General features: G+C 52.9%; 17 protein-coding genes. 8 read left to right on the top strand and 9 right to left on the bottom strand.

Annotated features, from left to right (window positions below; genetic code table 11):
• Positions 1-135: 135 nt before the first annotated feature.
• Both BM258_RS08370 and BM258_RS08365 read right to left on the bottom strand, forming a co-directional pair.
• Positions 136-690, bottom strand: a complete 555-nt coding sequence (locus BM258_RS08370; protein ID WP_090071042.1) for a sigma-70 family RNA polymerase sigma factor — start codon at positions 688-690, stop codon at positions 136-138.
• Positions 691-699: 9 nt separating this feature from the next.
• Entirely contained in the window at positions 700-921 is a 222-nt protein-coding gene (locus tag BM258_RS08365) for a NepR family anti-sigma factor (protein ID WP_090071039.1), read from the bottom strand.
• A 163-nt stretch (positions 922-1,084) separates the two neighbouring features.
• Here BM258_RS08365 and BM258_RS08360 point away from each other — a divergent pair, with 163 nt between their 5' ends.
• Positions 1,085-1,867, top strand: coding sequence for a response regulator (locus BM258_RS08360; RefSeq protein ID WP_090071037.1), 783 nt, complete (start codon positions 1,085-1,087; stop codon positions 1,865-1,867).
• A 76-nt stretch (positions 1,868-1,943) separates the two neighbouring features.
• A complete protein-coding gene (locus tag BM258_RS08355; protein WP_090071035.1) occupies positions 1,944-2,108 on the top strand; it encodes a DUF1328 domain-containing protein in 165 nt (54 codons plus the stop codon).
• Between the two features lie 230 nt (positions 2,109-2,338).
• Here the strand turns inward: BM258_RS08355 and BM258_RS08350 are convergent, their stop codons facing one another.
• Entirely contained in the window at positions 2,339-2,536 is a 198-nt protein-coding gene (locus tag BM258_RS08350) for a CsbD family protein (protein WP_090071034.1), read from the bottom strand.
• A 308-nt stretch (positions 2,537-2,844) separates the two neighbouring features.
• Between BM258_RS08350 and BM258_RS08345 the strand changes: the two genes are divergently transcribed.
• The gene (locus BM258_RS08345) at positions 2,845-4,551 is read left to right on the top strand and encodes a CHASE domain-containing protein (RefSeq protein ID WP_175527997.1); all 1,707 of its coding nucleotides are present in this window, start codon (positions 2,845-2,847) and stop codon (positions 4,549-4,551) included.
• Here the strand turns inward: BM258_RS08345 and BM258_RS08340 are convergent.
• From BM258_RS08340 to BM258_RS08330, 3 genes are all read right to left on the bottom strand, one after another.
• Positions 4,492-4,686 (bottom strand): PLDc N-terminal domain-containing protein, encoded by a 195-nt coding sequence (locus tag BM258_RS08340; RefSeq protein WP_090071030.1) that lies wholly within the window; start codon positions 4,684-4,686, stop codon positions 4,492-4,494. The genes BM258_RS08345 and BM258_RS08340 overlap by 60 nt on opposite strands.
• A gap of 133 nt (positions 4,687-4,819) precedes the next feature.
• Positions 4,820-5,314 (bottom strand): DUF992 domain-containing protein, encoded by a 495-nt coding sequence (locus BM258_RS08335; RefSeq protein WP_244544637.1) that lies wholly within the window; start codon positions 5,312-5,314, stop codon positions 4,820-4,822.
• A 215-nt stretch (positions 5,315-5,529) separates the two neighbouring features.
• Positions 5,530-6,222: an SOS response-associated peptidase gene (locus tag BM258_RS08330; RefSeq protein ID WP_090071028.1), complete on the bottom strand. Its 693-nt coding sequence runs from the start codon at positions 6,220-6,222 to the stop codon at positions 5,530-5,532.
• Positions 6,223-6,702: 480 nt separating this feature from the next.
• On the opposite strand from BM258_RS08330, the gene BM258_RS08325 reads away from it, so the two are divergent.
• Positions 6,703-8,292, top strand: coding sequence for an MFS transporter (locus BM258_RS08325; protein ID WP_175527996.1), 1,590 nt, complete (start codon positions 6,703-6,705; stop codon positions 8,290-8,292).
• A 162-nt stretch (positions 8,293-8,454) separates the two neighbouring features.
• Here BM258_RS08325 and BM258_RS08320 read toward each other — a convergent pair whose 3' ends face one another.
• The 3 genes from BM258_RS08320 to BM258_RS08310 form a co-directional block, all read right to left on the bottom strand.
• The gene (locus tag BM258_RS08320; protein ID WP_090071024.1) at positions 8,455-10,152 is read right to left on the bottom strand and encodes a methyl-accepting chemotaxis protein; all 1,698 of its coding nucleotides are present in this window, start codon (positions 10,150-10,152) and stop codon (positions 8,455-8,457) included.
• Positions 10,153-10,429: 277 nt separating this feature from the next.
• The gene (locus tag BM258_RS08315) at positions 10,430-13,282 is read right to left on the bottom strand and encodes an EAL domain-containing protein (RefSeq protein ID WP_175527995.1); all 2,853 of its coding nucleotides are present in this window, start codon (positions 13,280-13,282) and stop codon (positions 10,430-10,432) included.
• Between the two features lie 257 nt (positions 13,283-13,539).
• Positions 13,540-15,294 carry a methyl-accepting chemotaxis protein gene (locus BM258_RS08310; RefSeq protein WP_090071020.1) on the bottom strand — a complete coding sequence of 585 codons (1,755 nt, stop codon included), beginning with the start codon at positions 15,292-15,294 and terminating at the stop codon, positions 13,540-13,542.
• A gap of 728 nt (positions 15,295-16,022) precedes the next feature.
• Here BM258_RS08310 and BM258_RS08300 point away from each other — a divergent pair.
• The 4 genes from BM258_RS08300 to BM258_RS08285 all read left to right on the top strand — a co-directional run bounded on the left by BM258_RS08300 (position 16,023) and on the right by BM258_RS08285 (position 20,241).
• Positions 16,023-17,321 carry a multidrug effflux MFS transporter gene (locus tag BM258_RS08300; RefSeq protein ID WP_090071016.1) on the top strand — a complete coding sequence of 433 codons (1,299 nt, stop codon included), beginning with the start codon at positions 16,023-16,025 and terminating at the stop codon, positions 17,319-17,321.
• A 99-nt stretch (positions 17,322-17,420) separates the two neighbouring features.
• Positions 17,421-18,518, top strand: a complete 1,098-nt coding sequence (locus tag BM258_RS08295; protein WP_210186695.1) for a DUF2157 domain-containing protein — start codon at positions 17,421-17,423, stop codon at positions 18,516-18,518.
• Positions 18,515-19,711: a DUF4401 domain-containing protein gene (locus tag BM258_RS08290; protein ID WP_090071012.1), complete on the top strand. Its 1,197-nt coding sequence runs from the start codon at positions 18,515-18,517 to the stop codon at positions 19,709-19,711. Before BM258_RS08295 ends, BM258_RS08290 begins: the two co-directional genes overlap by 4 nt.
• Entirely contained in the window at positions 19,708-20,241 is a 534-nt protein-coding gene (locus BM258_RS08285; protein WP_090071010.1) for a GDYXXLXY domain-containing protein, read from the top strand. Before BM258_RS08290 ends, BM258_RS08285 begins: the two co-directional genes overlap by 4 nt.
• The last annotated feature ends 35 nt before the right edge of the window (positions 20,242-20,276 follow it).

Raw genomic sequence — 20,276 nt, 5'->3', positions numbered from 1 at the left:
TACAGGAAGTGAAAGGGTGCAAGGGGAATAGCGATGGCAGGAAAAGAAAAACCCGACGTGCCGCAGAGGCACATCGGGTGAATGGAGACAGTAGCATTTGGTTCTAAAGAAAATTGAACGTCAGAAGATGGGGAATTAGCTCACAAATGCCTGAGAAACGACTGAGGCTGCAGAATTGTCCGGATGGTAGTTACCGTCCTCTTCCAGCGACAAAAGTTCCTGAAGGTGAGCGCGTGCGCGATTGACACGGCTTTTGATTGTTCCGACCTTGCAGTCACAGATCACAGCGGCTTCCTCATAGGACATGCCTGACGCTCCCACCAGAACAATCGCCTCGCGCTGATTATCCGGCAGCTTGGAAAGCGCCTCGCGGAAATCCTGCAAGTCCATCTGTCCATGTTGGGCAGGTTGAATGGAAAGGCTCTCCGTGAAAGTGCCTTCACTATCCTGAATCTCACGGCCGCTCTTGCGCATCTGGCTGTAGAATTCGTTGCGCAGAATGGTGAAGAGCCAGGCACGCATATTGGTGCCCGCCTCGAAGCTGTCCTGTTTGGACCAGGCTTTCATCACCGTATCCTGAACCAGATCGTCGGCGCGGTCATGCTTGCCGCACAGCGACATGGCAAAGGCACGCAAGCTAGGAAGCACGGAGAGCATCTCGCGCTTGAAACTGTTGTCAGCATTTTGCATCTTGAGCGTTTACCTCTCACCAAGGCTGTTGGCAGCACGTTCGGCTTCGTCCAGCTGCTCGAGCAAATCCAGAAAACGATCCGGAATGGCTTGCTGTTCGGTTTGAGTATATAGCGCCTTTAGCTTTTGGGCGATGGCGCCGTTCGGATCCAACTCTTCATTTGGCTGAACGGCTCCCCCCAACATGTCGGACGCGCTCAGAATGCCCGATTTTTTTTCATCATTTATCATTTAGAACACCTTTAGAGGCCAAGGAATTGTCTCGGTCTTGCTACAAAAACGCCCCATTTTCAAAAAAGTTCCGCAAAGTTGGAACTTTTTTTTTGCTGGCGGATTGTATCGATATACTACATTCTCGATTTTACGATCGATACTATCAAGGAGAGGATTATAGATGACGCTTTCTACTCGTGTTGCCGCGCATCTTCCCTATCTTCGTCGCTACGCACGCGCTGTGACAGGATCTCAAACATCTGGTGATGCCTTTGTGGCCGCCACTCTGGAAGCGTTGATTGCTGACGTTTCCGTTTTCCCGAAAGCCAGCAGTGATCGCGTTTCGCTCTATAAGCTGTTCTCTGATCTCTATCGAAGAGCCAATGTGGAAGTTCCGCCCGCCAAATCCCCTTACGGATGGGAGAGCCGCGCACAGACAAACCTGCAGAATGTGCCACCGGCTCCGCGTCAGGCCTTCTTGCTGGCATCTGTCGAAGAATTCACTTCTGAAGACATCGCTGTCGTTCTGGGTGTGGAAGAAGGGACTGTGCCAGAGCTGCTCAATGAAGCATCAGAGCTCATTTCCAAGCAGGTGGCGACCGACATCATGATCATTGAGGACGAACCTCTGATTGCGATGGACATCGAGCAAATGGTCGAGAGTCTAGGGCATCGGGTTACAGGCATTGCGCGGACCTATGACGAGGCGATCGAGCTTTACAACAGTGACAAGCCCAAAATGGTGCTGGCAGACATCCAGTTGGCTGATGGGTCTTCGGGGATTGATGCGGTCAACGACATTCTCAAGGATAGCGATATTCCCGTGATCTTCATCACCGCTTTCCCGGAACGTCTGCTGACGGGCGAACGCCCCGAGCCGACCTTCCTTGTTACCAAGCCATTCAACGAAGACATGGTCAAGGCATTGATCAGTCAGGCTCTGTTCTTTGAAAGGACATCATAAGAAAAAATGCTAATAGAGCATGGAACAAACCTTTGGCATGAATCGTTTTAGTTGTGTAGTGCAAAGGAGAAATGACATGCTTTATTATGCTTTGGTGTTCTTTATTGTCGCAATTGTTGCTGGTGTACTTGGGTTCGGTGGTATTGCTGGAGCGTCGGCCGGGATCGCTCAGATCTTGTTCTTCCTCTTCTTGGCATTCCTCGTCATCTCCCTGTTGATGCACCTGGTACGCGGTCGATAGAGACGACAGGCCAACACATCTCTCAAAAAAAGCGGTCCTGCCAGAGCGGGGTCGCTTTTCTTTTTGCCAAGTGGCACTGTTCGTCACGAGTGGCACTGTTCCGCCAAAGGAACGCCTTATCAAAGTCTGCACGAATGAGCCTGTTCAAGTCTGGAGGCCTCCGGAAAAAACATAAAAAAACGGAGCCCGCTAAGGCTCCGCTTTATCCCGATAGGGGTAGGTCAGTGCGATCAGTGACGCGCAATCCATTCGTCGATTTCACGTTCCACTTCCTCTTCCTGCTTGCCATACAGCTCCTGCAGCTTGCCTGCCAAAGCTTTCCGGTTGCCTGCGATCACATCAACATCGTCATTGGTCAAGCGGCCCCACTGTGCCTGCGCATTGCCTTTAACCTGTTCCCAATTGCCTTCAATCTGATTCCAGTTCATAGCGTCTCTCCTGATTTGATTCGTCGTAAGATCGCTTTGCGATCCTCACCTAATCAACGTGTGGGGGCAGAGAACGTTCCGAAAAATGGAGGAGATTCAGATAGAAATCGGATCTTGGCGCAGCCTTTGCGACAGGTAAATTTTTCCTCAGAAGACATAATTAATAGGTTTTTGTTTGGCCTGTATTGTTTTCGGGGATGAAGTGTTTTTCTGCTGCCAAATTTTTGTAAGCTTCCTATAATCAAAAAGTTGCCTTGAAAGGGCGCTATTCCGTTCTTCAGAACATTCAAACTCACTATGGTATGTGTATGCACCGACTTATCGCTCCGATTGTCTTTTCAACAGTCATGATCATTGGCACTGGTGCATCACTGATGCTCTATAACAACGCGGAACTGGCAACGGAAAGGCGAGCGGAAGATCTGGCCGGACAGGTCGTCGACCGCGTATCCCTGCGTCTGTCACAGCATTTTGCGTTGCTCAGGGCGACCAATGCTTTCTTTGCGGCAACGCCCAATCGCATACGGCATACACAGTTTGACAAGATTATCGCCGGTTTCGATCTTGAGGACAATTATCCCGGTCTTCAGGGCATCGGCTTTGCTGAAGCCATTTCTCCCAGTGAGGATGACGCTCTCGGTGCTATTCTGAAGAGAGATTATGGGGCGGATGCCAAGGTCTGGCCGGAGACGGATCAGGCCGAACGCGCCGCGATCACGCTGCTCGAACCCTTGACGGACAGGAACCACGCAGCCATTGGCTACGATATGTATTCAGAGCCTGTGCGCCGCGCCGCAATCCAGAAGGCCTATGAAACGGGAGACATGGTTGCCTCCGGGCCAGTGGAACTGGTGCAGGAGATCACCGCGATCAAGCAGGCTGGTTTTCTTGTTTATTCACGATATGAAGACACCGATATGCCCGGCGCTTATGAAGGGCTCCATCCTTCGGTGGGCAGAAAGCCAACCAGAGGGCTGGTTTATGCTCCCTTCAGGGCCGGGGATCTCTTCATTACGGCACTTTCTCAGAAACCGACCCTGCCCGTGGTGTTGCAGGCACGTGATCTGGACGACAAGAGCCGCCCTCTCTTCAAGTCTGCGCTTTATGATGATGTGGAGCAATTTGGCTCGCGGGTGACCCGTGTTATGGAAGTTGCAGGACGCAAATGGGTGCTGGATATACGGGTCAAGAACAAAACCGCCTGGACCCTGCAAACTGCAGCCCCTTACGTGTCCTTTACCGCGTTTTTCCTTCTGGCCGCGATGTTGGCATGGATCACCCATTCCCAGCTGCGCGCTGTTCGCACAGCCAAGACCATGCAGAAGCTGTCAGAAAAGAACCTGATAGAGAAAGATCTGCTTTTGCAGGAAATGAAGCACCGGATCAAGAATTCCATCGCGCGCATTCTGGCAATGGCGCGGCAGACGGCTCACCACTCCGAGACGATTGAAGACTATTCCGAGAGTCTGACGGCACGCTTGCAGGCCATGGCCAACGCGCAGGATGCTCTGACGCGCTCCCATTGGCAGCGAGCTGATTTGTCTGATCTGCTCTCAAAGGAGTTGAGGCAGGTGCTAGGTGAAGACCAGTTCGGCGGCACGATTTCGGGGCCGAAGGTGGAGCTGGATGAAACCACGGTGCAGGCTTTTGCGCTGACCTTCCATGAACTGGCAACCAATGCACTTAAATATAGCGACGTTGCCAAGGATAATGCCGCCCTCAGTGTGACATGGTCTCTTGAGCAGAAGGGGAAGGTGAGAAATCTGCATCTTGCCTGGAAGGAACGCAGCGAGAATGTGCTTGCAGCTCCTGAGCATAAGGGATTTGGCACCAAGCTGATCGATGCCAATATCCGGGGTGAGTTGCGCGGCACTATCGAACGTCGGTTCGAAACGCACGGCCTGACCGTGGAGATTACAGTGCCATTGCCTGAGAACGGGCGCTCGAAGGCGAAGTCAAAGGCGGGCGCTGCTGCGACCGCCGGGGCCGGCAAAGAACCAGACAATAAGGCCTAGCAACGGGAAGATGATAATGCCGAGAATCCAGAGCAGTTTGGCCCCCGTGCTTTCGTGGCTTCCAACGACCTTGATCACGGCATAAATATCGAGAATAAGAATGATAAGGCCAACAAGGCCATAACCCGTAAACATAATGAACTCCTGAGTATCGTCTAGTCGGGAGGGCCTGCTGCTGTGTGTTGGGCCCCTGTATGCGCGGTCAAATCAATGCCCCCGAAAATGCCCAACCGCGCGGGGGACGGTCGGGCAAGGGGCGCTCGCCGGATCAGTCAGCCAGCGACCGCAATTGTAGTTCGCTAACAGCCAGCGCGAAGTTCAACCCTGTCTGGGCGGAAACGCTAAGCGGTTGCAGGGCAATGGTCTCGTCAGAGCCACCCACAAGCAGGTTCCCGCCAACACCGGCGCCAACGGTTGCCTGAGCACTTACGCCTGCATAATCACCAGCAAGAGCGCCGGGGCGATAGTCGTCCGTGGTCGGGGCCATGACTAGCCATGAAATCACGCCATGATCAGTGGTGCCGATATCCAGTCCGAATTTGTTGATCGCGCCAAAATAGGCTTCGTCTGGCACGCCAGCCTCAGCAGATTTGAAGGTGCAGGAGAGATCCTTGGTAGATTTGAAAACAAATCCTTCCCCGCCTTTCACCGCACAATCAAGCTGACCAATCTCGACACGATCAATGGTGTCAGCAGCAGCTGGTGTACTGAGAGCCAGCGCGGGGAGGGTTGCCATGAAAAGATATTTCATAAAACGGGTCATAGGATCAATCTCCAGATTCCTTGCAATATCGGCGAGGGTAGAGAAGCTTTTATTGTTGTTGTTTGCTCTCTACCCGGTTCGGCAAGTCAACGTCGACAGTGTCCGAATTGTTCCCAACTTTTACAAAACCAAATCGACAAGGCCATGCGGAGCCGCCTGCTTGCCTGTTGCAAAAGCTGGTGGATTTCGTTTGTGCGGTTATTGAAAAACAGAAGCTAGAACAGCGTCTTGGGGTGTGTGTCGGCTGGTTCCATAAGCTGGGAACCAGAGGCGCGACTGCTACCCACTGCGCGATCTACCTGATAGGAGATCAACTCGCTATCCCTGTGCTCGGAGAGAAGCGAACTGGCCTCATCCACGGATGTGCCCGCGCTGAGCCATGCATCAAACACTGAAGGCTTGAGGATGACCGGCATGCGCGGATGGATGGCTCTGATCTCATCCACGGCTGGGGCCGTGAGGATGGTGCAGCTATAAAGATCTAGGAACGGGTTATAGGCCGACAGACCGGCAAAGGCGAAGGGCTCGAAATCGGGGAGATGCAAGAGATGGGGATCTTTCTTGCCGTCTGCCTTGCTTGTTGTCCATTCATAATAGCCATCAGCCGGTATGAGGCATCGCCCCGTCTTGTAGGCATCCCGAAAGGACGGTTTGTTGTGAGCCTCTTCCGAGCGGGCGTTGAACATGGGATATCTGTTTTGCAGTTCTTTGGCCCAATGGGGCACAAGCCACCACCGTCCCTCCATAAGCCGCCGTTCGCCGTTCGGCTCGCCAACATAGAGCACAGACTGGGTTGGAGCGATATTGTAGCGGGCAGGCACATTGCGTTGCCGGTCTTCGGGACGAATGAGATTATACATTTCATGGATATCCGCCCATGAGCCCTGAAGGATAAACCGTCCGCACATCGTTTTCACCCTGTCATCCATGCTGCTGGGCGGGGTGGTTCCTTGCCCTGCGCAGCGGCTTGCCTGCCCCTTTCAAGGGGGATTCCTGTCGCCAACTTAGCGTTAGACCCGGGGCAAGCTCAAGGGTTGAGAATGCACAATTGTTATAGTTATAATCTATAAGGGAATTTGAGTATGGAATGGAGAGAGAGGCGAAGAACGACATGAGCGTGACCTTTTTGCAATGGCGCGGATTTCCCGATGAAACGCGCGTTTTTTTCCTTGCATCGACAAACGAATTCCATCATGGCTGACCGCGCTGACGCCGATCGTTCCAATGTCTGTTTCCAACGCAGAGCTGTGGGCGAATAGAGGCGAACCAAGGCTTCAAGAGTCCCCTGATTGCCAAGCCAGGGCACTCGCGATCTCCATGTAAAACACTTTAGATCCGACTTTTGATTTCCAAGCAAATCTTGCGGACCCGCTATCAGGATGGTTGTCATGGCCAAGATATTTGCACCGATCGCCTCACTGCTGATTTCCGTTACCCTGCTGCTGCTGGGCCACGGCTTGCAGAGCACCCTCATTCCTCTCGCCTCGCGCGCTTACCAATTCAGTGACTTGCTGATTGGTTTTGCTGCGTCGGCCTACTTTGCCGGCTTCGTCTTGGGCGGCATCATCACGCCGCATGTTGTGGTGCGCGCCGGTCATATTCGCGGCTTTGCCGTGATGGTCTCGTCCATGTCTGCGGCTGCATTGTTGCACCCCTTGGTGACAGACGCCTATGCCTGGGTGTTGTTTCGTTTTATCACCGGTTTCTGCGTGTCCGGCCTCTATCTGATCATTGAGAGTTGGCTCAATGAATTTGCCGATAACGAAAACCGCGGACTGGTCATGTCCGCCTACATTATCGTGAACTATGCCGCCTTTACGGTGGGGCAGTTGATGGTGACATTGGCGCAGCCGGAAAGTTTCTATTTGTTCGCCATCGCCTCCATTATCATTTCGGTGGCTGTGATGCCTGTGGCCATGACCAAGGCTGCTCAACCTGCACCTATTGCTATCGTCAAGCTGGATTTGCGCCGTGTGTTCAAGACCTCGCAGGCGGCGATTATCTCTGCATTCATGATTGGCGTGGTGCTTGGCTCGCATCTGACATTTGCGCCAATTTATGCGGTTGAAAAGGGCTATAATCCACTGACGCAGGCCCCTGTCTTTGCGGCCATGCTTGGCCTTGGCGGGATCATCAGCCAGTGGCCTCTGGGCCGATTTTCGGACAGGATGGACCGACGCGTCGTTCTTTTGACCATCAGCATTCTGGGGGGCGTTGCTTCCGTTGCCATCACCATGTTGCATGATGTGCCCTTCTATCTCTTCCTGATCGTGGGCGCGGTTATCGGGGCACTCACCCAACCTGCCTATTCGCTGGCTGCTGCCCATGGCTATGACAATGCCAAGGAAAGCGGCTATGTGCGCATGGCCGCGGGTCTGCTCGTTTCCTACGGTTTGGGCTCGGCCATTGGTCCGTCGGTTACATCGATATTGATGCAGTTTTATGGACCGGATGTATTGTTCCTCTTCCCCACGGTGCTTCTTGCCATCCTGTCTGTTTATCTGGTGATCCGTATTCGTCAGAAAGATCCAGTCCGCGAAGCACAGAAAGAGGACTTCGACCTTGCTGCGACGGCAGCCGTACTTGGTGTGGTCTCGCCAGAAGTCTTCAGCGAAGAAGACCGCTATGTTGTTGTGCCAGACGAGTGGGAGCCTACTGAGGAAGAAGATCCCGACGCTGAGGTTAACGGTGGCGAAATCCCCGAAGGGGAGTTGCCCGAGGATGCGGCTCAGGAACCCAGAAAGTTGCCTGAAGTCGAGGTGGATGAAGCTGTAGCCATAGCCATCAAGGAAGGCGACGGTGTTCCGCAGGACAAGACAGCCATTGAAGGCGATGATGATGAAGAGGAAGTGGAAGAGGCTCCTGAAGGTGAGCGCTCTAAGAGCTGGGCCGATGATGCCGAAGGGGATACTCCTGAGGCCGCCTCTTCTGACGATGAATCTGCTGCAGTGGCAAACGACGAGGAAAGCAAACGCTAGTCTTACGGTCTAACGGTTTGCGGGGAAAGACGTCTGGCGTCTTTCTGGTTGCTCATCACCATGCTCCAAACAAAAAGCCCGGACAGTGGCCTGTCCGGGCTTTTTGTTTCTCTTGGCGGGCTGTAGGCGAGGGGCTGGCGATCCTTCATTTAAGCCGTCGCATCAGGCTGCAGCCGCTGATTCCTTGCGCACATCATCAAGGAAGCCGTTGACACGGGTTCTGAGATGATCTGCTTCCTGCTGCAGTTTCAGCGAGGAGTCGTGAACAACCGCAGAGGTCTCTCGGGTCTTGTCTGCCGTCTGCGTCACGTTGCCGATGCTGGTGGAGACTTCATGGGTCACGCGAGATGCCTGAGTGACGTTGGTTGCGATTTCTTCCGTTGCTGCGCGCTGTTCTTCAACTGCGGCGGCAATCTGGCTAGAAACCGAACTCAGGCTTTCGATGGTTTGCGAAATCTCGGAGATGGCATTTACGGCAAGATCCGTTTCTTGCTGGATCTCGGAAATCTGCTTGTCGATTTCTTCGGTTGCCTTGCTGGTCTGGTTGGCCAGTTCCTTGACTTCCGCAGCCACCACGGCGAAGCCACGGCCCGCTTCTCCGGCCCGTGCAGCCTCAATGGTTGCGTTGAGGGCCAGAAGGTTGGTCTGCTCGGCAATGGCCTGGATGAGCGTGACCACTTCGGAAATCTGCTTGGCAGCCTGAGCCAGGCGCTCAACCCGATCATTGGTGCTGTTGGCTTCAGAGGAGGCTTTCAGCGCCATGTCATTGGAGGTCTGAACCTGACGGGCCACTTCGCTGACAGATGCTGCGAGTTCTTCAGCAGCAGAGGCAACTGCCTCCACATTGCTGGAAGCCTGTGCCGATGCGCTGGATACCTGTTCGCTCTGGGCCGAGGTGCTCTGGGCATCCTGGTTCATCATGTGCGAAGCATCTTGCAAGCCTTTGGCTGCATCGCCAACGGTGGAGAGCATCCGCGCAACCTCTTCATCAAAGGCGCGGCAAAGCTGCTGAACATTCGTACCGCGTTTGAGCGCTTCGCTCTGGTTCCTTTCATGTTCCGCCATAAGGGCCTTGCGGCTGTTTTCGTTGTCGACAAACACTTGCATGGCCTGAGCCATCTGGCCGATTTCATCCGAGCGGTCCTGATCGCCAACAGTGATGGACGAGTTGCCATCTGCCAGTGAGCGCATATTGTCCACCAGACCGGTAATTGGCTTGTTGATGGAGCGAATGACCACATAGGAGGCTGCGCCAGCGAGGATCAAAGCGATAAGCGTTGCCAATCCCACGATCATGGCCTGACTGAGGAAAGCGGCATTCATGTCATCAATATAAACGCCAGTGCCCAGCATCCACTGCCATTCAGGGATGCCTTCAGCCCAGCTCAGCTTTTCATAGGCTTTTTCGCTGCCTGGCTTTGGCCAGTAATAAGCATATTCACCGCCGCCTTTCTTGGCGATGTCGATCAGATTGCGGACAAGAAATTTACCGTCAGCATCCTTCATGTCCATCAAGTTTTTACCCACCAGCTTCTTGTTGGGAAGAACAAGATTGGTGCCGTCATACTGATAGACGAAGATATAGCCCGAGCCATCATCATAGCGCATGGCGTCGATGGCAGCCTTGGTGCGTTCCTGTGCTTCTTCGCGAGAAAGCTCGCCGCTTTTTTCTAGTGCATAGAAGGAATTGGCAATGGTTTGTGCGGCGTGGGTAATGTCTTTAAGGCTGTTCACGCGCTCTGCGCGCATGGAACTTTTCAGGTTGGAAAGGCTGACTGCGGAGAGGGCCAGCATAAAGATGAAAACGGTAATAGTCGGTGCTGCTATTTTCCAGGAGAGGGGGAGCTTGGATATTTTCATAATTGAGGGTCCGGAATATTGTCTGGTTAAGGGTAATATTCGGGTAAGCCGCCTAATTAAGTCTTAATAGATTAAGAATTTCAAATATGTTGATAACAAGAAGCGAGAACTATTCTAAATAATATTTCGTAATAATAGAATTAAAACACAAAACATAAGTATTTATCACAATAAATTTGGCACATTCATGTATCATTGCGAGTGATGTGATTGATTTTGCAACCTAAAAAAGAATTGTCTTTTCTTGATGGTTTATCTGGTTGCATCCGAAAAATTGCTATCGATCAAGAATATCCGAAGAAACAAGGCTCGAGTGGCCCTTTCGGATCTGGCGCGGCCCTGAAGGGCTCAAGAGACCGATATTACGTCTTGCCCTGATCCAGCTTGTCATATCCTCAAAGCTGAGCGGACGCGAAACCAGATAACCTTGTACCGAGCAATTGGCGATCTGGGAGACCGTCGAAAGCTGCTGATGTGTCTCGATGCCTTCGCACACCACGCGCAGCTGCATGAGCTTGGACATGGACATGACCACGCCCACGATTGCCTTTTGCTTCTTGTTAACCACGATATTGTTGACGAAAGACCGATCAATCTTGATGCCATCTACCGGCAAATTGGAAAGATGGGAGAGGGAGGCGTAGCCCGTGCCGAAATCATCCAGCTCCACATGAACGCCGCGCGCCGACAGGGTTTCGAATAGCTCGTTGATATTCGTATATTGATCATCCAGTAGCACCCCTTCCAGCAGCTCAACTGCCAGAAGGTCCGGGTTGATGTCATATTTTTCCATGCTTTGGCAGAAGTCTTCTACCAGTGTCTGGCGCTTGAGATGGGCAGGGGACAGGTTGACCGAAAGGCGTCCGAATTCCAGGCCTTCGTCCACCCATTGGCGAACGGACCACATGGCTTTTTCGAAAATTGCGTTGCCAAGGGCGGCTGCCATGCCGTTGCTTTCGACGATATCCATGAACAGGCCCGGTGGCAGTTGGCCCCGTTTGGGATGGTTCCAGCGCACCAGCGCCTCGATTCCGGTAATGCTCTCGTCCAGCGTGCTGATCTGCGGCTGGAAATGCAACTCGAACTGGTCAAGCTTGAGGGCGTCGCGCACATCGGCCTCGATGGAGGCTTCGCTATCCAGACGCTCTTTCATTTCCGAGGAGAAGAACTGATAGCCATCGCGCCCCATTTCCTTGGTCTTGTAGAGGGCTAGATCCGCATACATCATCAAGGCAGAAAGGTCTGTTGCATCATCTGGATAAATGGCGACACCGAGGCTGACTGTCGGCCACAGGGTCGCATTTTCATAAGGAACCGGAATGGCAATCAGATCGGTCAGTTCCTGACACAGGCTCTCGAGCTGATGGTTGGTGACGTCCTTGACAATAGCGACAAATTCATCGCCTCCCCAGCGATAGGGCTGGAAGTTGGGAACCTTGGATGCAAGGAAGGCCAGACGTGAGCCTATTTCCTTGAGTAGATGATCTCCTGAAATATGGCCCAGCGTGTCGTTGACGCGCTTGAATTTGTCCAGATCAATCTGGATGACTGCAAAACGCGTATCCTTCTGCTTGTTCATGAACAGCGCTTCGAGATCCTGCTGCCCGTGGGCGCGGTTTGGAAGCGCCGTGAGGGCATCGAAATAGGCGATGTGGGTCAGCGCGTCCCGCGCGCGCACCAGCTCTGCTTCGCGTAGGCGATTGTTGGTAACATCGGTAAAGTTGGAAATGATGTCACCGTTTGGTAGCTTCGAACTTTGCATCACGAGATAGCGCCCGTCGGTCGTCTCGAAGGAGTCTTCGAAATTTTTCGTCGACTTGAAGCGCTCCATGAAAATATCGAGCCAGTTGCTGGGAAGCTCCTCGTTCCATTTCCAGAAATTGATTTCGTGCCCCGCTTCGAGAAGATCGCGCGCTGACATTCCCTTATGGATGAGATGGGCAAGCTCCTTGTGATAGCTGCGGAAGGCCTCGTTGGCGATAACCAGCCGAGCATCTGAATCCCAAAGGACAAATCCATTGCGCATCGAGTTGATGGAGTTGATCAGACGCTTGTGGGCCTTGTCCTGCTCCTCCTGAGCGGCTTGAAGCTGGGCTGCGTTGGCTTTGGCCTCGTTTCTTTGTTGCTCCAGATCTTCGAGCATTTGCTGGCGTTCGGTTGCGTCATAATGGGCAGCAACCACACCGCCCCCTTCCAGAGGCCAGCAGCGGATCTCGATAATTCGCCCATTCGGCGTCTTTCTGCTCAACTGGAATGGGTGTTTGGTATCAATCAACCGCAGACGCTCTTTTATCAGCGCGTCCCCGTCGATATCCCCGTAGACGCCGAATTCGATATTCCGGCGCAATATGTCGGCATAGTTACTGCCGACGGGAAATTCTTTGGGGGTGATCTCCAAGAGATCATAGAAGGCCTTGTTGGCCAGAATGAGTTGCCGATCCTCATTGAAGACGCTGATGCCGCCAGGGAAATTGTCAAAGGTCGAGTTCAAAAGGTCGCTGCTGCTCTTGAGCGCGGCTTCATTATTCTTGATCTCTGTAATGTCTGTGCGGATCGATATGATCTCTTCCAGCTTGCCTTGGGCATCCATGATTGGCACGATGGTGGTCGAAATCCAGTAGATCGTGCCGTCCTTGGATTTATTACAGATTTCACCAGTCCAGGTTTCCCCCTTTTCAATGGCCTCGTAAATGCCTCTGAAGAAGGACCGGTCGTGATAGCCCGAGTTGAGGATATGGTGATCTTTGCCGATCAGTTCCTCACGTGTATAGCCAGAAACTTCGCAGAATCTGTCGTTGGCATAGACTATGCGGCCCTCTGGGTCCGCAATCGACACGATGGCATGCGCATCAATACCCAGCTTGTGAGACGCCAGCCTGGAAGCGAGCTTGCGTGACTTGTCGCGTTCCTTGGCCAAAGCTTCTGTTTGCTTCTTGCGCTCTTTGTAACCGAAATACAAAAGGCCTGCGAACGCGATCAGGAGAAGAAAGAGAAATTGTGAAATCCCCTTGAACAGCACGTTCCCGTTTTCAAATTCTTCCATTTCTAAAAAACGGGCCAGCAACACTTCATCCAGCAAAGTCAGGGCGACAATGCCCGCAATCAATGCAATAAATTGGTTCTTCTTCACAAGATGTCTCATCGCCTACTCAGCCCCGTTCGTCCCGCCATTTGCTCATGCTTGTTTCCTGTTTGCCAGGGTCGTTTCTGTGCATGTTTTGCAAATTTACAGAGGTGATCTTTGGGACTGTCTCAAAAAATGCTGAAATAAGTATAAATAGAAACAAAAGCTTTCTGGCTTCTATTAAACAAAAACTGCGCTCAAATGAGCGCAGTTAAGAAAAAGAAAGTCTTTTTTAATCGTAAACTCAAAAGAGAGTTTTTTCACTAAGAGGCTTGAGAATCTTCGATACTTTTATGTTTCGAGTTACTTTGCTCTCGAATTGTATTCAGGAAATTTTCAACTTGAGAGGATAGCGTTTCAATCTGCTGGCGTAAGCCGTTGGTATTGTGAGACATGGTCTCAGCGCTCTTTGAGTTGGAATTGACCAGATCACTCATGACATTGGTGTTGTTGGCAATATCACGCGTGCCTGACGCTGCCTGCGCGATATTCTCGCTGATTTCTCCAGCGGCAACCCCTTGCTGCTCGACGGCGGCAGCGATGGTTCCCGAAATGGCAGTCATCTGATGGATGATATTCTCCACCTCACCCACAGCATCCACTGCATCGCCGATGCTGTTCTGGATGGATGAGATCTGCCCGGAAATTTCCTCGGTGGCCTTGCCGGTCTGGGCTGCCAGATCCTTGACCTCGGCGGCGACCACGGCAAAGCCCCGACCTGCTTCGCCCGCGCGAGCAGCCTCAATCGTGGCATTGAGCGCCAGAAGATTGGTCTGGGCTGCGATATCCTGTATTAGACCGACAATCCGGCCGATGGCGGTGGAAGCATTGGACAATGTTGAAATCACATCGCTTGCGCGTTTGACTTCATCAACGGCATGTTGGGATACCTTGCCGCTTTCGCTCACCTGACTGGAAATTTCGCAGATTGAAACGGTCATTTCTTCTGAGGCGCTTGCCACCGTTTCAACATTGTTGCTGGCTTCTTCCATGGATGACTGCACGGAATGCAGGCGCTCGTTATTCTCGACAGACCGGTTTGCCAACCCTTCGGACTCTGTCCCGAGTTGGCCCGCTGCCTGCTGTACTTGTGTGATAATAGATCCGACCTGCTGATCAAATGAGTCAGCAAGCTCGCGCACCATCTGGCATCGTTCGGCTTCCGCTTCGGCCTCTTTCAAAGCTTGCTGGCGTTCCAGCTCTTTGCGTTCTCTTGCATTGTCTCGGAAAACCAGCATGGCGCGGTTCATGTTGCCAATTTCATCCTGACGATGCGTTTCGGCGACTTCGACATTCAGGTCGCCCTCGGCCAGCTTAAGCATCGAGTGAACCAGCTTTCTGATCGGTCGCGTGAGAGAGGTGGCGAGAAGGGCGGAACTGGCCACGATGACAAGGAAGATGAATGCCGAGCTGGTCAGCAAACTAGTCAAATTGTCCCAGAATGTCGCTTCCAGATCATCGATATAGGTGCCGGTGCCGACAATCCAGCCCCATGGCTGGTAGGCCTGAACATAGGACATTTTGGGCGAGGGTTCCGTGCTGCCAGGATGTGGCCACGAATAGGCGACAACGCCTCCCCCTGCCTGACGGCCGACTTTCACGAATTCCTGAAAATACAACAGGCCGTTGGGATCTTTCGCCTCGGAATAGTTCTTCCCGACAGTTGACGGGTCCGTCCCATGCATCAGCATGCGATGGTTCATGTCGTTGATCCAGAAATAGTTGGAGCCATCATAGCGCAACTTTGAGAGCAACGCCTTGGCGACCTCTTGTGCCTTCTCTTCGCTGATGGCGCCACTTTTGGCATCTTCGTGCAATGCAGCAATGGTTGTCAGAGCGGACTGGACTAGATGCTGCAGTTCCGTTGCCTTGGACTTCTCAAGGTCATGCTTGCTGACAATACTTGCCTGCAAAGTAATAGCGCCAATGCCCAATATCGCCAGAAAGACAATGGAATAGATTTTGGCCGTCAAACCGCGAGCCCAATGGGGCAAAAGCGCGTAAAAAGGGGAAAACATGATCGGGGCTCCAATGACAATTGCCGGCCACCCACAGGCCAGACAGATGGCACAAGTGAACTCGTGATATTTGACAATAGAATTGAGAAAAAAAGTTAATAATTTGAAAAACCATAAGTATTGATTATAAAAACTGCACTTTTTGATAGTAGAAAATACGTAATTTTGAGGTATTTATTAAGGTTCATAAATATATTTATATGAATATGTTTTGAACAGATGCGATTTTGAGGGGAATCTATATCAATATGAATATACATAATATATAGGTAAATTTTACCAAATATAGATTGGAATATTTTATGAAGTGTATGAAATAAATTTGTTTCTTGATTTGTTAATACATGAACAAAAAAGTCATGCATTAAATGAACCCTTTGCTAGCGAGGCTATGTTCTCTCAAACAAGGAAAGCAGACCGTAAGAGTTGGACGGCAAGGGCATCTGAGGGGCCGTGAAAAGATCCATGCGGTTTACGTCGGGCCACTGGCTGAGGCTCTTCCGCTAAAAATGGCGATTTTGAAGCTTTTCAGTTTGGGCTGGTGTTGCCACGTTGCCAATGCTAAGACCTGTTGCGTCGCAGCAATGGCAGACGGGCGTGATTTTGCCGATTAGGCCAATGATGCCTGGTCACCCCCGTTGTTGTTCGCGGCCGAATTGATTGCCATTCAGACTCTATCTCTTTCCTTTCCGGTATATTCCGATCCAAGGATTTTAAGGACCTCCGTAATGACAAAACAGAACGGTCTGCACGATGCAGGGGCCGCTGCCAATCAGACTCGAAGTGCCAGAACGGCGCATATCGCCGAACCCAATATGCCATTTGTGGAATTTATCATCCTGATGGCATTGCTGATGTCGCTGGCAGCGCTATGCACCGACTCCATCATGCCGGCCTTTTCCATTATTGGCGCTGAGTTCGGCCATAGCAGCCCGCAGGAATTGCAAAAGATCATCACCATCTTCTTTGCCGGTCTGGCGATCGGTCAATTGATCTATGGACCGCTGTCCGATCAGATCGGGCGCAAGAGCGGCATGTTCATTGGGCTGGTCATCTTCATTATCGGCAATCTGATGAGCTGGTTCTCGACCAGTTTCGAGATGCTTCTGCTGGGGCGCTTCTTGCAGGGCTTCGGGGTTGCTGGGCCGCGCATCGTGATGATCGCGCTTATTCGCGACCTGTATGCCGGGCGCGAAATGGCCCGCATCATGTCCTTTGTGATGGGCTTATTCATCTTCGTTCCGGCGCTTGCGCCTATTTCCGGTCAGACCATCATGGCAATCTCGGGCTGGCGTTCGGTTTTCTTTTCCTTCATTCTGCTGGCAACCATCGGCGGACTGTGGTTGGGCTTTCGCCAGAATGAGACGCTGCATCCTTCGCGGCGCATCAAGGTCACGCCATCCAACCTGTGGCGCGGCAGCAAGGTGATCTTCACCACGCCGAGCTGCCTTGGCTATATGGTTGCCGCTGGTTTCGTGCAGGGGCCTTTTATGCTCTATCTGAGCACGGCACAGCATCTGTTCCAGTCCACCTACGGACTGGGGACGTTGTTTCCCTTTGCCTTTGCCGGTCTTGCCTTCTCTGTCGGGTTTGCCTCCTTCATGAATAGCCGTCTGGTGTTGCGCTTCGGTATGCGCTATCTGGTTCGGCGGGCTCTGATCGCCATGGCGATCATTGCAGCCCTTGGCCTTGCCTGCACCATGCCTTTTGGTTTCGTGCCTGAGCTGTGGATGCTGTTTGTCATCTTCAGCCCGCTCTTCTTTTGCACCGGCTTGTTGTTTGGCAACATGAATACCCTCGCCATGGAAGAGGTGGGCAATGTGGCCGGTATGGCGTCGGCCTGGGTTGGAGCTGTCTCGACGCTCATCGCTATGACCATTGCCACCCTGATGGGGCAAATCTACGATGGCTCCATTCTGGCGCTGCTTGGTAGCTTCATGGTCGGTAGTTCGATTACCATGCTGTTGACCATCCTCACAGAGCGCTGGAGAGAGCGCAGAGACAGGGAAAATGCATTAGCGCAGTAGCCTGCGGGCACCCCCTGGTCCCTCCAAAGGTCTGACAGCGGCGGGCGCTGTGCCGAATATTCTTGAAAAGGCCCGATTCATGAGGTGATGATGCCTCACTTGAATGTTCCACCTCAGGACAAGAGGATCGTCGCTGCCATGGATCGCCAGCCGGAAGGCCCAATAGACCCCGATAGGCTCAAGGGCGTGGCGCTTGATCGCCATTTGCTTGACGAGCTGTCACAAAGAGGCACGATCAGTGCAGATGTGCGTCTTGAGAGTCTCAATTGGCTGCACCCTGCTCACCTGTGGGCACGTTGGGCCATGGTCATGTTGATGGCCTTCGGGATAGCACTGGTGCTCACCGGCATTATCTTTTTCTTCGCCTTCAACTGGGCGTCCATTCCGGACTTGGCCAAGCTGGCTCTCATTGAGGCTGGCATCATTCTGTGCGCGTTCGGTGCATGGCTCTTATCGCGCGAAAATCTTGCAGGGCGCCTGTTGCTGATGGCTGCTGCGGTGCTGACCGGTGTCTTTCTGGCTGTCTTTGGTCAGATCTATCAGACCGGCGCCGATGCCTGGCAGCTCTTCGCGCTCTGGGCTGCCCTGATCACTCTCTGGACCCTGATCGGGCGGTTTCTGCCGCTCTGGATACTCTGGTTGGGCCTGATCAATCTGGCCTTTTACCTTTGGTGGGACAGCACCCCCTTGCTCAGAAAGGATGATACGAGTGCCCTTTATCTCATCCATGCGCTGATGATCGGCCTTGTTCTTCTTGCGCGCGAATGGCTCCTGCCAGACGAAGATGGCCCGGAAAGCGAAGCATTTCACTGGCTTTCGCCCCAGTGGACGCGTTGGCTGCTATTGGCCGGAATGCTGGTGTTTCTCTTCCCTCCGCTGATGATATGGATCGCCAACTGGGAAACCGCCAGTCTGCAGGTTGTGCTATCAGCTCTGGTGGCCGGAGTGATAACGCTTGTGCTGTTTCTCGCCTTTCGCTTTTGGCGTCCCGATATTCCGGCGCTGGCTATGGAATTCCTGATGATCTGCATCCTCGTGGTCATGGGGCTGGCTATTCTGCTCTATGACAATTTGTTTGACTCACTGGGCACCACATTCTTTACCGCCATATCAGCCATCATCTGCTTTGCAGCGGCTGCTGGATATTTGCGCCACCTGTTGGCGCTGGGCATTGATCGCGGGGAGGTGGGGCAATGATTGAAGGCAATAAAGGCTATCGCTTTCTGATAGATGCCCCGCAGGTGTCGCAATGGGTCTCATTTCTGCAAACGCGCGGGCTGGTCCATGATGAAGATCTGGCCGATATCAGACGGGACATTCTCGTCATCAAAACCAGAGAGAAGAAAGAAGCGCCGCTCTATCTGCGGGCCCTAAGCGCAGTCGGGGCTGTCATCTCAGGGCTGCTGCTCATCTATCTCCTCTATTTGTTTGGCCTGTTCGATCTTGGCGATATGAGCCTGAGCATCAATGGGTTGGTATTTATCGGCCTGTCGGCGCTGTTGCATGCACACGGGGTGCGCAAGACTAATCTGGCAAGGGATTTCTATATCCAACTGGCGCTCACCTGGTTGCAGGCTGGCAAGGTTGCGCTCGTGGCCGGCTTGGCGCAAATCGTTCATGATGCGTTCGGAATTAGCTGGTTCTGGACCGTTTCCGCCATTCTTGGATTGATCATGCTGCTCAGTTTTCTGGCCTTTCCCTCTTCAATCGAGCGCTTTGTCTCCAGCTTTGCCTTTCTGGTGTCGCTGTGGATCTGCCTGTTGGTGGATTGGTCTGACCAGTTTGAACTCACCGGCTTCGTCATGATGCTCATCGCCCATATCCTGGCGTTGGCGTCCTTCCTGCGCTGGCCTCTTGTGCGCCAGAAGCTGACAAGTCTTTATGACGCGCTGTTGCTATCTCTCTGTCTTGCGGTTGGCGTGATACAGGGTTTTGTTTCCATTGGTCATGAAGCATGGCAGGATGTCTCCGAAGAAGTGAAAGCCTTTCTGGGGATCGGCTATCGCTGGTCCGTCGAAATAACGCTCTCTCTCGCTCTGATTGCCTTGATTGTCTGGATCGCCGGGCGCAAAGGCAGCCTTGGTCGTGAGCCGGTCGTGGCCAGCTTACTGGGCGCTGTGGCATTGGCACTGCTCTCCAATGCGGGCATCATACTGGCGATCGGACTGATGATCCTCGGCTTTGCCACCCATCGCCCCGGACACACTCTGCTAGGGTTGCTGTTCGCACTGTTTTTCGGCTTTCTCTATTATTATAATCTGGACCTGTCACTGCTACAGAAATCCATGATACTGATTGTGTCGGGCGCGCTTTTGCTGCTCGCCTCGGGCTATATCTATTGGCGCGGCTGGTATAGGCAAACCGGCAAGGCAAGGGGGGCTGGGACATGAGGAAACATCTCATACTGCTGGCGCTACTGCTCATTCTGGCTATCCTCAACTATTCCGTTTTCGAGCGGGAAAGTCTGCGCCGCGATGGCGAATTGATCCTGCTGGAATTGGCGCCTGTTGATCCCCGCTCGCTCATGCAGGGGGACTATATGGACTTGCGCTATACCCTTGCGCAAAAGGCCAATGCGGCCTGGCAGGAGATACGCAAGACAGACGAGGGGCAAAAGGCGCCCGGCGATGGCTCCGGCCAAATGGTCTTGCGGCTTGATGGACAAGCCAAAGCCAGCTTCGCCCGCTTTTATAAAAAGGGCCAAACTCTGGCGGAGAATGAGCGCCTGATCAGCTTTGAATTTCATGCATCAGGCGGTTTCAACCCAATCCGGCTGATGCCCCGGTCCTTCTTCTTTCAGGAAGGCCATGGAGCGGCGTTCAGCCAAGCGCGTTTTGGCATGATGCGCATCGCAGAGAATGGCGAGCATAGCCTCATTGGTCTTGCTGATGAAGCCGGCCAGCAGATAAAGCCCGAATGATCCCGGATGGTTTTGCTTGATCGTTTGGCCCGGCC

Origin of the sequence: Cohaesibacter marisflavi (assembly GCF_900115225.1) — a bacterium.
In the GTDB taxonomy this organism is placed as follows: domain Bacteria; phylum Pseudomonadota; class Alphaproteobacteria; order Rhizobiales; family Cohaesibacteraceae; genus Cohaesibacter; species Cohaesibacter marisflavi.
Note: the sequence above shows the minus strand (reverse complement) of the source record. Positions and strands in the feature narration are given on the sequence as shown.

What these genes read in the sequence shown, in the direction of transcription:
- BM258_RS08370 (WP_090071042.1), bottom strand. Translation starts at nt 690, where the DNA reads ATGCAAAATGCTGACAACAGTTTCAAGCGCGAGATGCTCTCCGTGCTT.
- BM258_RS08365 (WP_090071039.1), bottom strand. Translation starts at nt 921, where the DNA reads ATGATAAATGATGAAAAAAAATCGGGCATTCTGAGCGCGTCCGACATG.
- BM258_RS08360 (WP_090071037.1), top strand. Translation starts at nt 1,085, where the DNA reads ATGACGCTTTCTACTCGTGTTGCCGCGCATCTTCCCTATCTTCGTCGC.
- BM258_RS08355 (WP_090071035.1), top strand. Translation starts at nt 1,944, where the DNA reads ATGCTTTATTATGCTTTGGTGTTCTTTATTGTCGCAATTGTTGCTGGT.
- BM258_RS08350 (WP_090071034.1), bottom strand. Translation starts at nt 2,536, where the DNA reads ATGAACTGGAATCAGATTGAAGGCAATTGGGAACAGGTTAAAGGCAAT.
- BM258_RS08345 (WP_175527997.1), top strand. Translation starts at nt 2,845, where the DNA reads ATGCACCGACTTATCGCTCCGATTGTCTTTTCAACAGTCATGATCATT.
- BM258_RS08340 (WP_090071030.1), bottom strand. Translation starts at nt 4,686, where the DNA reads ATGTTTACGGGTTATGGCCTTGTTGGCCTTATCATTCTTATTCTCGAT.
- BM258_RS08335 (WP_244544637.1), bottom strand. Translation starts at nt 5,314, where the DNA reads ATGACCCGTTTTATGAAATATCTTTTCATGGCAACCCTCCCCGCGCTG.
- BM258_RS08330 (WP_090071028.1), bottom strand. Translation starts at nt 6,222, where the DNA reads ATGTGCGGACGGTTTATCCTTCAGGGCTCATGGGCGGATATCCATGAA.
- BM258_RS08325 (WP_175527996.1), top strand. Translation starts at nt 6,703, where the DNA reads ATGGCCAAGATATTTGCACCGATCGCCTCACTGCTGATTTCCGTTACC.
- BM258_RS08320 (WP_090071024.1), bottom strand. Translation starts at nt 10,152, where the DNA reads ATGAAAATATCCAAGCTCCCCCTCTCCTGGAAAATAGCAGCACCGACT.
- BM258_RS08310 (WP_090071020.1), bottom strand. Translation starts at nt 15,294, where the DNA reads ATGTTTTCCCCTTTTTACGCGCTTTTGCCCCATTGGGCTCGCGGTTTG.
- BM258_RS08300 (WP_090071016.1), top strand. Translation starts at nt 16,023, where the DNA reads ATGACAAAACAGAACGGTCTGCACGATGCAGGGGCCGCTGCCAATCAG.
- BM258_RS08290 (WP_090071012.1), top strand. Translation starts at nt 18,515, where the DNA reads ATGATTGAAGGCAATAAAGGCTATCGCTTTCTGATAGATGCCCCGCAG.
- BM258_RS08285 (WP_090071010.1), top strand. Translation starts at nt 19,708, where the DNA reads ATGAGGAAACATCTCATACTGCTGGCGCTACTGCTCATTCTGGCTATC.